The sequence below is a fragment of the Winogradskyella sp. MH6 genome (genome assembly GCF_022810765.1).
In the GTDB taxonomy this organism is placed as follows: domain Bacteria; phylum Bacteroidota; class Bacteroidia; order Flavobacteriales; family Flavobacteriaceae; genus Winogradskyella.
The window spans coordinates 2,631,373-2,644,866 of the sequence record NZ_CP094494.1; the positions used below are offsets into that span (position 1 = coordinate 2,631,373).

Sequence of the window (13,494 nt, forward strand, 5' to 3'; positions counted from 1 at the left end):
GTTATGAGAAATACAAATTTAAAACTTGTTATCATTCTATTAATGGCATTCTTTATGTCATGTAAGTCAGATAAAAGCGAATCTTCGAATAAGTTCTCAGCTACTGAAATTTATAAACCTATTAAAGTAGTTTCGGAAGGTATGGAATTTCAAATGAAGGATACTTTAGAAGCTGGCTGGAATACGTTTAAGTACCAAAACAAATCTAATGAGGTTCATTTTTTTCTGCTTGAAAAATTACCAGAAGGCATTCGTATTGCTAACTATAAAAACGAACTAATTCCACCTTTTAAAAAAGCAACAGAACTTTTACTTCAAGGAAAAGTAGATGAAGGATTAAAGCAATTTGAAACTATTCCCACTTGGTTTTCTAAGGTTAAAGTCTCTGGTGGTGTAGGATTGATTTCACCAAACGTTGTTGGAGAATCAACGTTTTATTTAGAACCAGGAATATACGCCATGGAATGCTATGTAAGAATGCCTAATGGTATGGCTCATGTCTACTACGGAATGCTTAAAGAGGTTATTGTTATTGATCGGAAAAGCCAATTGGAGCGACCAAAATCTAGTGTTAATCTTTCTGTGTCTTCGAAAGAAGGGATTGTTCTAAACGATTCTATTACAGCTGGAGATCATGTTTTTGGAGTACATTTTAAAGACCAAACGACTTATCAAACCATGTTAGGGCATGATGTTAACCTCGTTAGGTTAGATAACTTTATCTTAACTGATACATTGAATAACTGGATAAATGCAGCAGATTTAAATGCGTTTAGGTCACCAGCTCCAAAAGGACTAACATTCTTAGGAGGAATTAACGATTTACAAACAGGAGCAACAGGTTATTTTAAGGCTTCGCTTACACCAGGAAACTATGCCTTTATTTCAGAAGTACCTAATGCTAAAGAAAAAGGCTTATTTAAAACCTTTAAAGTTATTGATTAGTAACCAACATAATCTACAATCTCTAAGCCGTAACCTATCATACCAACACGTTTGGTCTGTAGGCTGTTAGATAAAAGATTGATTTTACTAATTTTTAAATCGTGAAGGATTTGAGCTCCAATACCAAAGTCTTTAGAGTCCATAGAAATTCTAGGTGCTTTAACCAATTGACCTTCTTTTTGGTTTTCTTTTAAAACAGATAAACGCGATAATAAGTTCATGGATTGCGCTTGCTGATTGATAAAGATAATAGCACCTTTTCCTTCTTTATTGATGGCGTTAAACATATCATCTAGTTTTTGGTCGGCATTATTGGTTAGTGTACCAAGAATGTCGTTATTAACCAGAGTAGAATTAACACGAGTTAAAATCGTTTCATCAGATTTCCATGTGCCTTTAGTTAATGCAATATGTACCTGGTTGTTGGTGGTTTGTAGATAAGCTCTAAGCCTAAATTTACCAAAACGTGTTTCTATATTAAAATCTTCTTTCTTTTCTATTAAAGAGTCGTGCTCCATGCGATAAGCCACTAAATCTTCAATAGAAACAATCTTTAAATCAAACTTTTTGGCAACTTCTAATAACTGAGGAAGACGAGCCATAGTTCCGTCTTCATTCATGATTTCTACAATAACACCAGCAGGTTCAAAACCAGCTAAACGTGCAAAATCTATTGCAGCTTCTGTATGACCTGTACGTCTTAAAACACCACCTTCTTTAGCTACTAGCGGAAAAATATGACCAGGTCTTGCCAATTCAAAAGGTTTAGTATCTTTTTGTATTAAAGCCTTAATCGTTTTGGCTCTATCGCTAGCAGAAATTCCTGTACTTACACCATTACCTCTTAAGTCTACAGAAACGGTAAAAGCAGTTTCCATAGGGTCTGTGTTGTTTCTTACCATCATGTTGAGTTCTAATTCTTCACAACGATGTTCTGTAAGCGGAGCACAGATTAAGCCTCTACCATGAGTAGCCATAAAGTTAATCATCTCTGGTGTTACCTTTTCAGCAGCAGCTAAGAAATCTCCCTCATTTTCACGGTTTTCATCATCAACAACAATAATTACTTTGCCTTGACGAATGTCTTCAATAGCTTCTTCAATAGTGTTTAACTTGGTTTCTGTATTCATGGTAGTATTCATAACTAAGCGTTTAGATGAGCAAAGATACGGTTATTTAATGTTACTGATACAACTTTGATAGAAGTCGTACGTAATCTTATTTCTAAGGATAATATACTTTAAAGGGTAGAGTGGAAGCGAAAAAATTAAAACAATAGGATTTATTCTCTTACTTTTTTGACCAATGGTTTTATAAAACTTAGAATACACAAAGGCATCTACAACAACATAGATTGCAAAAAATATAAATGCAATGATACTTAAGCTAAGAGAAGCATCAGCAACTTCTGGTAATTTGTTGTTTTTACAAATAAAGTGTAAGCCGAGTAAGGCTCCTCCAATAAGAAAACTTACCAAACTTGTTTTTGAATAATCTTTGTAATCTTTCAGTAACCCTTTGCCTTTAATGAGTTTATCATCTACTTCTAATCCTTCCTTTTTTAGATTCTCTAAAGGAATATTTCTATTTAGAAGGTTATGTAGAGCAATTTCTTTAGGTTTTTTATCAAGATCAAATTCACCTTGTTCCTTTATAACATTAACTAACTCTTCTACAGAATATTTTTTGTAGTAGTTGTAAGATTTAGTTTCGCTTTCAGAGAGTTGTAGTTTGTTTTTTGGAGTAAATAATCTTTTAAGCGGAACTATAATAGCATCAAACTGAAAAACCCCTTTATCATTAGTAGCTCTGGTAGTTAAGTAAATACTCAAAGGGAGCATAACAGCTGTAGATAACCAAGCACCAATTATTGGACTAAAACTTCCTTTTTCAGCACTATTTCTGGCAAATATGCCAAAGAAGTGATAGGTAAGAAATAGCACAACAGCAATTACAATTGGTAACCCTAATCCACCTTTGCGAATTAAAGCGCCTAGAGGTGCTCCAACAAAGAACAAGATAATACAAGCGATGGCTAGCACAAATTTTTCATGAAAAGCAATGATATGCTTATTTAAATGGATGGATTTGCCTTCGAAATTCTTTTTATTAGAATCTATGATTTGGTTGGTACTGTTTGCTGAGTTTAAAGCAAGATTTATAATCTGTCCTTTTTTGTTCGCAGGAAAGAGATCAATAACATTGCCAATAAAAGAAGAATCTTTTTCTGTATTAATATTAAGATTTAAAGCAGCGTAAGTTGTACGGTTATATAGTGTACGAGATAGGTTTTTGTAATCTTCTTTTCGTTGACCTTTTAAGCTGTCTATAGTATAGTTAAGTTGGTCTATACTAAGCATGTTATGACGACCCTTATAATTTTTTTCGTCAAGGTCTTCGTCATTAAGAATTTCTAGGTCTACATTAATGGTGTAGCTGTCAAAATAGCTTTTAGCATGAGGTCTGTTAATGTTTTTACGAATATCTTTATCTATAATCTCTTCGTAATAGTTGCCGTTTATAAGTTCTAATTGCAACACATTAGAATCTTCACTACTTTTTAATTCACCCTTTTCAGAAACGATGACTTTGTAATTGCCAAGTCTGGCAGAACTTTTATCGTGTATTAATACATTCTCCAAATATTGACCTCTGTCTCCAGTTTTTTTGTCGACTTTGATATTGATGTTGCCAATTTCATTGAATTGCCCTTCTGCAATGGCAAGGGCAGGTTTAACTTTGGCAATGTTTCTTCTTAGGTTGTAAAAGTTGTATTCTCCCCAAGGAATAACATTATTAGCGAAAAAGAAACAGGCAATACCAAGTGCAACAATAAAAACGCTAAGACTTCGCATGGCACGTTGCAGAGAGATGCCTGTAGATTTCATGGCTGCAAACTCATAGTTCTCGGCAAAATTTCCAAAAACCATAATTGAAGATAACAAGATGGTTAGTGGTACAACCAAAGGAATAAGCTTTGGCATGTAGTAGAGAATAAATTTTGCAGTTACAGAAACATCTAAGTCTTTACCTGCAAGCTCTGATATATAAAGCCATACACCTTGCAGTACAAAGATGAACATGAATATAATAAAGACGCTAAAAAACGTCCTTAAAAATGTGATAAGTATGTACCTATCTAGTATTTTCACACATTAAGTATTAAAACCTTAGTCTATTCTGTTGATGTAATAATCAGCATATTTACTTTCGTCAAAAGTAAACAAGGTTTTTGAGATAGGTTGGTCGGTTTGAAAAGAATTAACAGTTAATGTTGTTTTTGTTCCATTTTTACCAACTTCAATAAGGTTGTAAATGTGTTTTGTCGTGGCATCTATACCTAATAAGACATGTTTTATTTCAGAGTTGGTATCCATAGGACTCAATTTTACATACTGAATTTTGCGACCTTTTACATTTTGAACAATATCCATTTTATAGGTATAACCATCTTCATAAAAAGATAACATATCGCTAGGTGAAATCGTGCTTTCATCATCTGAGTTGTCTGAAGAAATAGTTACTTCTTCATCCTCAGGACTAATGGTATAAAGTGTTTTGCCATCAAAAATTCTTGTAACTCCTAATATGTTTAATTTATATTTTTCACCTTCAATAACAACGTCACCACGAGTTTCTTGGCTCATGTTTTCTTCATTAACGTTGTTAAGTTCGTATTTAAAGTCGATAGAAATATTCTTATAACTTTTTATTTTATTGCTTACTTCATTTAATAGAGTTTCAGCTTTTGAGTCATTTTGAGCAAAACCTGTAAAACCAAGAGTGATGAATGCTAAAATTAATAATCGTTTCATTTTATGTGAGTGTAAGATTTATTGTTGTTCATTTTCTAATAATTGATCTAGAGCTACTAAATCTGGGACTAAAACTTGTCTGGCTTTACTACCTTCAAAAGGCCCTACAATCCCAGCAGCCTCTAACTGGTCTATAATTCTACCAGCTCTATTGTAGCCTAATTTTAGTTTTCGTTGTAATAAAGAAGCTGATCCTTGCTGTGCAGTCACAATAATCTCAGCAGCTTCTCTAAACAATTTATCTCTGTCTTCAATATCTATATCAAGATTTGTGCCACCTTCTTCACCAACATATTCTGGTAACAAATGTGCATCTGGATAGGCTTTTTGAGAGCCAATAAACTCTGTGATTTTTTCAACTTCTGGTGTATCTACAAAAGCACATTGTAGACGGATGAGGTCGTTACCTTGTGTATAAAGCATATCACCACGACCGATAAGCTGATCTGCACCAGAACCATCTAAAATGGTACGCGAATCTATTTTACTCGTTACTCTAAATGCGATACGTGCAGGGAAGTTTGCCTTAATAATACCTGTAATTACATTAACCGAAGGTCTTTGCGTTGCAATGATAAGGTGAATACCAATAGCACGTGCTAACTGTGCCAATCTGGCAATAGGTGTTTCTACTTCTTTACCAGCTGTCATTATTAAATCGGCAAACTCATCAACTACCAATACGATGTAAGGTAAAAACTGATGACCATCATTAGGATTTAATTTTCTGGCTTTAAATTTTGCATTGTATTCAGCAATATTTCTACAAAATGCATTTTTAAGCATTTCGTAACGGTTATCCATTTCTATACAAAGAGAGTTAAGCGTGTTAATAACTTTGGTATTGTCAGTTATGATGGCATCTTCGCTATCTGGAAGTTTAGCCAAATAATGACGTTCTATTTTATTAAAAAGCGTTAATTCTACCTTTTTAGGATCAACTAGTACAAACTTTACTTCAGCAGGATGTTTTTTGTATAATAGTGAAGTTAAAACAGCATTTAAACCAACCGATTTACCTTGTCCTGTTGCACCAGCCATAAGTAAGTGAGGCATTTTGGCTAAATCTACCACAAAGGTTTCGTTGCTGATTGTTTTACCAAAAGCAATAGGTAATTGCATTTTAGATTGCTGAAACTTTTGGGATGCAATTACCGAACGCATAGAAACTATGGTTGATTTTTTGTTCGGAACCTCAATACCAATAGTACCTTTGCCAGGAATTGGTGCTATAATTCTAATTCCTAAAGCAGCAAGAGATAATGCAATATCATCTTCAAGATTTTTGATTTTTGAAATTCTAATACCTGCATCTGGTACGATTTCGTAAAGTGTAACTGTAGGACCAATAGTTGCTTTAATACTCGTAATACCAATTTTGTAGTTGCTAAGTGTTTCTACAATTCGGTTTTTATTTTCTTCAAGTTCTTCCTGATCTATAGAAATACCTTCATTATCATATTTCTTTAATAAATCTAAATGCGGAAATTGATAGTTGCTCAGTTCTAAAGTTGGGTCAAATTGCCCAAAGTCTTCCACTAGTTTATCGGCTAAATTATCAGTTTCAGATTTTTCTTCTTCTACCGTTTCAACTTCAACCTTTAGCTCTGACTCTAATTCTGTTTCTTCTTTAGGTTGAGGCTTAACTTCAATATTTAAAGGCTCGTTGTCTTCTTTTGGTTTAGAATGGTTGCTAATTGTAGGTTCTGGTTTATCGAGAGAAATCTCAAAAGCAGATTTAATAGCTTCGGCTTCTTCAGTTAAGCTATTGTCTACAATGGCAGTTTGCGATTCATCTTCTCCATTAGGATTCATGTCATTTTGAAAATCCTTTTTTGCACTACTAAAAAGTTTTACAAACGTATCGCCAGTAACTTTAAATCGTAAAGCTAGATAAGCGATGAGCCCAAAAAGTAGTAGTAGAGCAGTGCCTATTTTACCGATATAATCCTGAAAGAAATGGTTCATTTCAAAACCAATAGTACCACCAAGAATGTCGTATTTATGAGTAAAGAACCCAAAGAAAATAGATAGCCAAATGACAATTAATGTTCCCCAAATCCAATGTTTTCTGAGTTTTGCTTTTTTGAGATTTAAGGTTACATAAACACCAGACAGAAAAATTAAACCAGAAAAAATAAAAGACGGAACACCAAATCCTTTGTTTATAAACAACTCACTTACCCAAGCACCTAATTGGCTTGCCCAGTTTTTGTATGTTTCTGAACGTTCAGGAAAATTACCCAATGCACTTTGATCTTCCTTTCCTGTAAATATGAATGACAAAAAGGAAATAAATAAAAGCACTCCCAAAATAATCAGTAAGCTCCCAAAAATGAGCTTTTGCTGATTGGATAACGTAAGCGAAGGCTTTTTAAAAGGTTTTTTAGTATTAGCCTTGGTTTTGGTTGTATTTTTCTTTTTAGTTGTCTTTTTTGCCATATTTTTTCCGAATGCGATTTCGGTAACTACCTCTATGCTTTTAAGGTGTATGTTGTTTATATTTTTTCACTTCAGTAGGAATCCCATTAACGTAATCTTCAATAATACGAAGATCTTTAGCAAGATGAGACCCTTCAAATTCAGAAATATCTTCTGTTTTTATATTAGAATTATAAAACTCTAAATATTTACTTGCCAAAGGTACAAAAGACCAATGCCATTTTTCTTCATTATATCCTGTTCTTCCATTATTTTTATTGGTGTAAACCTGATAGAATCCAAAACTATTGGCATGCGATTGTAACCACTGGTATGTTTTTAAGCCTTTTCCGGTGTTAAAATACGAATTATTTAAACTATTTAAGTCTATATCTGTTCCCCAATGATGCCTAGATGTAGATGGCATTGAACTGTACTCTAAAATTTTCTTTGCTCTATCAATTGGATTTAGGTTACTATTAAGGTTCCATTTTCGCTCCCAAATGGCTTTTTGTTCATAGAAATTTCTTGTACCAGATAAAATCTTGAAATCTATACTGTCTTTTTTTGCAGCCTCGGACATTTTTAAAAATGCAGAGTAAACAATGGTGTTTATATAAATTTCTTTTGCTGAATATTTTGAATCTACCTTTGTAAATGTTGAGTCAGATTTGTAATCGAATTTACCGAGAACAAAATCTGTAGTGATATTGAGTGTGTCTTTTAAGAGTTTACTTTTTTGTGGCTTAGTATCAATCTCAATATTAGTTTTAGTTTCAAGTACTATTGAAGTAGGCTTAGGCTTATCTTGACAATTTGTAACAATTAAAATAAGAGAGAGTAAAACAGAAAGCGACTTCATTTTATTGTACACCATTGGTCTAAGATTGATTAAGTTTTCAATCATGTAACGTAATTAAGCTTAAGTTTGGTATTTAAAAAATCTTAGGCAGATAAATTATTCCTGCGACAATAACTGCAACTATTGAAGCGATAAAAACAGCTCCTGCGGAAATATCTTTAATGAGTCCGATTTTTGGGTGATGATCAGGATGGATAAAATCTGCAATATATTCTACAGCAGTATTAACACCTTCAATACTCATTACTAGGCCTATCATTGCAGTTTGAAACATCCATTCTGTAGTTGAAATATTGAAATAAAAACCAGCAATGGTAACAACGATAGCTATAAAGAACTGAATTTTAATGCTAGCTTCGGTTTTAATAAGAATAAGCATTCCTTTAAAAGCGAAGCCAACACTTTTTATTCTATTAATAATAAAGGGCTCTTTGTTTTGTTGCATCTAATAATTAAGATAAACTGCTTAAGGCACTTGCGTAATCTGGTTCGTCTGCAATTTCTGAAACTTGCTCTGTATGCAAAACAGTACCATCTGTATCTATAACAACAACACATCTAGATAGTAAAGTTTCAAATGCTCCGCTGGCAAATGCTAAACCGTAGTCTTTTCCAAATTGACCTGTTTTATAATCAGATAGGCTTATGACATTGTCTAAACCTTCAGCACCACAAAAACGCGCCATTGCAAATGGTAAATCTTTAGAAATACAAAGTACTTTGGTGTTTTCTAACTGACTGGCTTTCTCGTTAAAAGTTCTTACCGATTGTGCGCAAGTACCTGTGTCTACACTTGGAAAAATATTTAATACTAATCTGCTACCTTTAAAATCTGAATTGTTCTTGTCTTTTAATTCAGTATCTGTTAGTTTAAAATCTGGTGCTTTACTACCAACTTCAGGTAAATTTCCTATAGTTTCTACTGGAGTTCCTCCGAGTGTTACGTTTGCCATGGTTTAGTGTTTTAATTTTTGTTAAAAATAAAAAAAGCAATATTTAAAAGTGTAAATAAAATGATAATGTTTTTGTAAGGATGAATTAAGCTTGTGATATATCTATGGCTAGGATAATGTTTTGATTTTCGGTTTCCTTAAAACATGCTAATTGAGTGAAAAATTAGCGCTAAATGTGATAATCCGATAGTTAATTAATTTCTTGTTAGATAAAATTAGCCCTAACAAAATATTTAAGAGGTGCTACTTCTTTAAGGTTTTCTTGATCGATTTAAGAAATTTGAATTTATTTTTCCAGTAGTGTTTTGAATAGCGTTGAGTTATACGAAATAAACTTTTTTGGCTTTCTTGTATTTCTAAATTTCTTGTTCTTTCTTCATTTAATAAGACAATGTGACCAAAGCCTCCCCACATTTCGTTCTTTAGTCCATCAGGCTCAAATGTTCCAGAAATGTAGTCTAGTTCAACATAATGAACATGCTTATTGGTTGTATAATTTACAGACGTCATTCCTCTTCTACAGTCTGGGTTAAAACTATCGTGTAGAATGATGTTTAAACTTTTTGGCGGAATATATTTTATAAGGTTTTCAATATCGGTTTTGACACCTTTTTCAGAATGATCTCCATCAATCAATGCAAATTCTAAAGATTTACCGTCTTGCTTAATTTTATCTAAAAGTTGAGGTATTATAATTTTAGAATCCCCAACTAAAAATTCAACATTGTTAAATTTGTCCTTTAAATGTTCTGCTTTGTGTTGGTCTATTTCTATTGCGTAGACTTTCTCTGCATATTTACTCAAGACCTGAAGACTTCCACCTTTTTCTACTCCAATTTCAATAGCTACCTCTGGTCTTAAAAGTTCTAATAATTTTAAGAAACAAAACTTTTCGTTTCTTGTCATTGACCAATCTAGTGGGAAATCTGCTTCAGTAAAAGTAGGAGTTCCTGAATCGAAAAAGGTAAATATGTCTTTGTTAATATTCATATCTAGAGCTTAGATCATCTCAACTCAGCACCAAGCTTAGACTCAAAGTTAGATTGAAGTTTAGACATTATTTTATCAATCTGTTTGTCGTTAAGCGTTTTGTTTTCGTCTTGTAATGTAAAGCTCACAGCATAACTCTTTTTGCCAGCTGGTAGATTTTTACCCTCGTAAACATCAAATAGATTTATATCTTTAAGTAATTGCTTTTCAGTTTGTTTGGCAATGGTGTAGATATCGTCAAAAGTTACATTGTTGTCTAATAATAATGCAAAATCTCTTCGAACCTCAGGATACTTTGGTATGGCAGTAAATTTAATCTTATTATGTTGCGCCATTTCTAATACATTATCCCAATTAAAGTCCGCAAATAAGACATGTTGAGAAATTCCAAAATGCTTTAACACAGATTTTTTAACCAATCCGAATTCAACCATTGTTTTCTTACCGACAGAAAGACTCATGCCTTCACTAAGAATATCGGTTTTGTGAGGTGCAGATTTTAATCGGTTTAAGCCCAAACGTTCAAGAACAGCTTCAATAGTACCTTTTAAATAAAAGAAATCACTAGGTGTAGCTTTTGTGTTCCAACGTTCCTGTGCTTTATTTCCTGTTACAAAAAGCGCTAAATGCTTGTGTTCTTCTCTGTTGTCTGAATATTGATGGTAAGTCTTGCCAAATTCAAATAATTTGAGATCGTCACGCTTTCTGTTAATGTTATGTGATACGGCTTCTAACCCTGAGAACAATAAGGACTGACGCATAACTTCTAAATCTGTACTTAAAGGATTTAGCATTTTTACATTATGGTCTGCATTTAATTGCTCGCTTAACTCTATATATTTTGGCGAGGTCAATGAGTTGGCCATAATTTCAAAGAAACCTTGTGATGCCAACTGATTACCAATAATATTCTGAAGTTTATAATCTTCAAAACGCGACGAATTAGAGATTGAAGCATTAAGCTTTTCGGTAGTGCCAATATTATTGTAACCGTAAACTCGTAAGATTTCTTCAATAACATCTGCTTCGCGTTGTACATCGTTTCTAAAAGACGGTACAGTAAGTCCTAAGCCAGCTTCGGTAACATTATTTATTTTTATATCTAAAGAGGTTAAAATACTTTTAATTGTTTCTTTCGGGATTTCTTCACCGATTAACCTTTTGGCATTATCAAAGCTTAATACAACCTGAAAATCTTCAATCTTATTAGGATAAGCATCAGAAATATCACTTGTAATTTCACCTCCAGCAATTTCAGTAATTAAAAGAGCAGCACGTTTTAAAGCATATTTTGTGAAGTTAGGATCGATACCTCTTTCAAATCTAAAAGACGCATCTGTATTAAGTCCGTGTCGTTTTGCGGTTTTTCTAATACTTACAGGATCAAAATATGCGCTCTCTAAAAAGATATTGGTTGTAGTTTCGGTTACACCAGAGTCTATACCTCCAAATACACCAGCGATACACATTGGTTTTTCGGCATCGCATATCATTAAGTCGTCTTCGTGCAATTCTCTTACAACTTCATCTAGGGTTGTGAATTTGGTACCTGCTTTACAGGTTTTAACTTCAACTTTATTACCAGAGATTTTTGCTGCATCAAATGCGTGTAACGGTTGGCCTAACTCGTGTAAAACATAATTAGTGACGTCTACAATATTATTAATAGGAGATAAGCCAATAGCTTTTAAACGGTTTTGTAACCAACTTGGTGACGCTTCTACTTTAACACCAGAAATTGTAACACCACAATAACGCGGACACTTATCTTTGTCTAAAACATCAACATCAATTTTTAAAGAACGTGTATCTACATGGTAAGACATAACTGAAGGAGAAATCAACTCTAGGTTAACGTCCTTTTGTAATAAACCTGCTTTTAAATCTCTGGCAACTCCATAATGACTCATGGCATCTGCACGGTTTGGTGTTAAGCCAATTTCAAAAACTTCATCGTTTTCTACTTCAAAAATCTCAGCAGCAGGTGTGCCAACTTTCAAGCCAGCATCTAATACCATAATACCATCGTGAGATTCGCCAAGACCAAGTTCATCTTCAGCGCAAATCATACCGTGGCTTTCTTCACCTCTTATTTTACCTTTTTTTATTGTCCAAGCTTCACCTTCTGCGGTATAAAGGGTAGTTCCGATTGTGGCAACAGGTACTTTTTGTCCAGCAGCAACGTTAGGAGCACCACATACAATTTGTACAGGTTCTGCCTCACCAATATTTACGGTTGTTACTTTTAGTCGGTCAGCATTAGGGTGTTGCTCGCAGGTTAATACCTCGCCAATAACAATACCTTTTAAACTACCTTTTACGGATTCGTAGGATTCTATACCTTCTATTTCTAAACCAAGATCTGTAAGTAATTCGCCAGTTTTCTCGGCATCCCAATCTATCTTAATAAACTGCTTTAGCCAGTTGTATGATATCTTCATGTGTTGATTTATTCAAGCCACAAAGATAATAATACTTGCGGCTTAATAAAATAGGAATACAGTTACTTTAAAAGAATTATTTTATGTGACTTAACACAAACTGAAGTGTCCAAATTAATGTGTAGACCATAATTTTTTGTCTAAATTAGTTGAATAATAAATCGTATTAAAATGAAAAAATTAACACAAGCAACACTTTTGTTTACTCTGCTTATAGGCTTTTCCTGTAGAGAAACAAAGCAAGATGAAGCTCAAGAAAATGCTAAGCTAAAAGATATTGATGCTGTAGAGGCAGAAGTAGAGGTTATAGGCGATAACATTAATAAAAAAGAAGTAGAATTAGAAGAAGCTCTAAAAGATTTAGATAGCTTATAAAACATAATGAATATGAAAAATTTATTGAGATTATTTGTGCTGGTAGTAATAGTATCTGGTATGCAAAATATGGTTTACGCTCAAGGTAAATCTAAAGAAGCTAAAGAAAAAGTAGAAAAGCACGTTAAAGAGGTAAAAGGTAAAAAACAGGAGAAGGTTAAAGAAGTTGAGGAAATAGAAGAAGCAAAGGATAAAGGAAATGCTAAGCTTAAAGAAGTAAAGGATAAAGCACATAAGAATAAAGACAAGCATCTAGATAAGACAAAAGAAAAAGGGAAAGAAAAAATTAAAGAGGTTAAGGAAAAATCTAATAACGGAAATGCTTATGGTAAAGATAAGCAAGGCTTAACAGGTCGCGAATTTGGGCAAGCAAGAGCAACTGAGGCACACCAAAAAATAAAGAAAACCAAAGAAATTATTTCTGATTCTGATAGAAAGATAAAAGAAAGTAGAGATAAAATTGCAAAGGCTAAAGAATCTTTAAGAAAACAAAGAGAATCAGGAAAAGTTTCTGAAGAGGTTCTTAAGACTAAGCAAGATAGAATTGAGAAAGCAGAGAAAAAGTTATCAGATTATGAGAAAACAGTTAAAGAGGCAAAGATAGAGGTCATGAAAAAAGAAGAACGTCTTAAAACAATTACTAAGGAAAAGGAGTAATAATACTTTTGCAGAAGATAGGGAAAAGGCACTAA

General features: G+C 33.3%; 12 protein-coding genes. 3 read left to right on the forward strand and 9 right to left on the reverse strand.

Annotated elements, in window-relative coordinates; genetic code table 11:
- The first annotated feature begins 3 nt into the window (after positions 1–3).
- Positions 4–945: a hypothetical protein gene (locus MST30_RS11875; RefSeq protein ID WP_243471626.1), complete on the forward strand. Its 942-nt coding sequence runs from the start codon at positions 4–6 to the stop codon at positions 943–945.
- On the opposite strand, the gene ribB is transcribed toward MST30_RS11875, so the two are convergent.
- The 9 genes from ribB to pheT form a co-directional block, all read right to left on the reverse strand.
- Positions 942–2,087, reverse strand: coding sequence for a 3,4-dihydroxy-2-butanone-4-phosphate synthase (gene ribB / locus MST30_RS11880; protein ID WP_243471627.1), 1,146 nt, complete (start codon positions 2,085–2,087; stop codon positions 942–944). The genes MST30_RS11875 and ribB overlap by 4 nt on opposite strands.
- Positions 2,088–2,117: 30 nt before the next feature.
- Positions 2,118–4,097, reverse strand: a complete 1,980-nt coding sequence (locus MST30_RS11885; protein ID WP_262914434.1) for an LptF/LptG family permease — start codon at positions 4,095–4,097, stop codon at positions 2,118–2,120.
- Between the two features lie 18 nt (positions 4,098–4,115).
- Positions 4,116–4,760 carry an outer membrane lipoprotein periplasmic chaperone LolA1 gene (locus MST30_RS11890; protein WP_243471629.1) on the reverse strand — a complete coding sequence of 215 codons (645 nt, stop codon included), beginning with the start codon at positions 4,758–4,760 and terminating at the stop codon, positions 4,116–4,118.
- A gap of 18 nt (positions 4,761–4,778) precedes the next feature.
- Positions 4,779–7,202 carry an FtsK/SpoIIIE family DNA translocase gene (locus MST30_RS11895; protein WP_243471630.1) on the reverse strand — a complete coding sequence of 808 codons (2,424 nt, stop codon included), beginning with the start codon at positions 7,200–7,202 and terminating at the stop codon, positions 4,779–4,781.
- Between the two features lie 40 nt (positions 7,203–7,242).
- Positions 7,243–8,088, reverse strand: coding sequence for a M15 family metallopeptidase (locus tag MST30_RS11900; RefSeq protein ID WP_243471631.1), 846 nt, complete (start codon positions 8,086–8,088; stop codon positions 7,243–7,245).
- Positions 8,089–8,116: 28 nt separating this feature from the next.
- A complete protein-coding gene (locus tag MST30_RS11905) occupies positions 8,117–8,488 on the reverse strand; it encodes a diacylglycerol kinase (protein ID WP_243471632.1) in 372 nt (123 codons plus the stop codon).
- A 7-nt stretch (positions 8,489–8,495) separates the two neighbouring features.
- The gene (gene tpx, locus MST30_RS11910) at positions 8,496–8,996 is read right to left on the reverse strand and encodes a thiol peroxidase (protein ID WP_243471633.1); all 501 of its coding nucleotides are present in this window, start codon (positions 8,994–8,996) and stop codon (positions 8,496–8,498) included.
- A 243-nt stretch (positions 8,997–9,239) separates the two neighbouring features.
- On the reverse strand, positions 9,240–9,986 hold the full coding sequence (locus MST30_RS11915; protein WP_243471634.1) for a class I SAM-dependent methyltransferase: 747 nt from the start codon (positions 9,984–9,986) through the stop codon (positions 9,240–9,242).
- A gap of 14 nt (positions 9,987–10,000) precedes the next feature.
- Positions 10,001–12,427 (reverse strand): phenylalanine--tRNA ligase subunit beta, encoded by a 2,427-nt coding sequence (gene pheT, locus MST30_RS11920; protein WP_243471635.1) that lies wholly within the window; start codon positions 12,425–12,427, stop codon positions 10,001–10,003.
- 171 nt (positions 12,428–12,598) lie between these two features.
- Here pheT and MST30_RS11925 point away from each other — a divergent pair, with 171 nt between their 5' ends.
- Together MST30_RS11925 and MST30_RS11930 are read left to right on the forward strand one after the other, a co-directional pair.
- The gene (locus MST30_RS11925; protein ID WP_243471636.1) at positions 12,599–12,802 is read left to right on the forward strand and encodes a hypothetical protein; all 204 of its coding nucleotides are present in this window, start codon (positions 12,599–12,601) and stop codon (positions 12,800–12,802) included.
- Between the two features lie 12 nt (positions 12,803–12,814).
- A complete protein-coding gene (locus tag MST30_RS11930; protein WP_243471637.1) occupies positions 12,815–13,459 on the forward strand; it encodes a hypothetical protein in 645 nt (214 codons plus the stop codon).
- The last annotated feature ends 35 nt before the right edge of the window (positions 13,460–13,494 follow it).

What these genes read in the sequence shown, in the direction of transcription:
- MST30_RS11875 (WP_243471626.1), top strand. Translation starts at nt 4, where the DNA reads ATGAGAAATACAAATTTAAAACTTGTTATCATTCTATTAATGGCATTC.
- ribB (WP_243471627.1), bottom strand. Translation starts at nt 2,087, where the DNA reads ATGAATACTACCATGAATACAGAAACCAAGTTAAACACTATTGAAGAA.
- MST30_RS11890 (WP_243471629.1), bottom strand. Translation starts at nt 4,760, where the DNA reads ATGAAACGATTATTAATTTTAGCATTCATCACTCTTGGTTTTACAGGT.
- MST30_RS11895 (WP_243471630.1), bottom strand. Translation starts at nt 7,202, where the DNA reads ATGGCAAAAAAGACAACTAAAAAGAAAAATACAACCAAAACCAAGGCT.
- MST30_RS11900 (WP_243471631.1), bottom strand. Translation starts at nt 8,088, where the DNA reads ATGATTGAAAACTTAATCAATCTTAGACCAATGGTGTACAATAAAATG.
- MST30_RS11905 (WP_243471632.1), bottom strand. Translation starts at nt 8,488, where the DNA reads ATGCAACAAAACAAAGAGCCCTTTATTATTAATAGAATAAAAAGTGTT.
- tpx (WP_243471633.1), bottom strand. Translation starts at nt 8,996, where the DNA reads ATGGCAAACGTAACACTCGGAGGAACTCCAGTAGAAACTATAGGAAAT.
- MST30_RS11915 (WP_243471634.1), bottom strand. Translation starts at nt 9,986, where the DNA reads ATGAATATTAACAAAGACATATTTACCTTTTTCGATTCAGGAACTCCT.
- pheT (WP_243471635.1), bottom strand. Translation starts at nt 12,427, where the DNA reads ATGAAGATATCATACAACTGGCTAAAGCAGTTTATTAAGATAGATTGG.
- MST30_RS11925 (WP_243471636.1), top strand. Translation starts at nt 12,599, where the DNA reads ATGAAAAAATTAACACAAGCAACACTTTTGTTTACTCTGCTTATAGGC.
- MST30_RS11930 (WP_243471637.1), top strand. Translation starts at nt 12,815, where the DNA reads ATGAAAAATTTATTGAGATTATTTGTGCTGGTAGTAATAGTATCTGGT.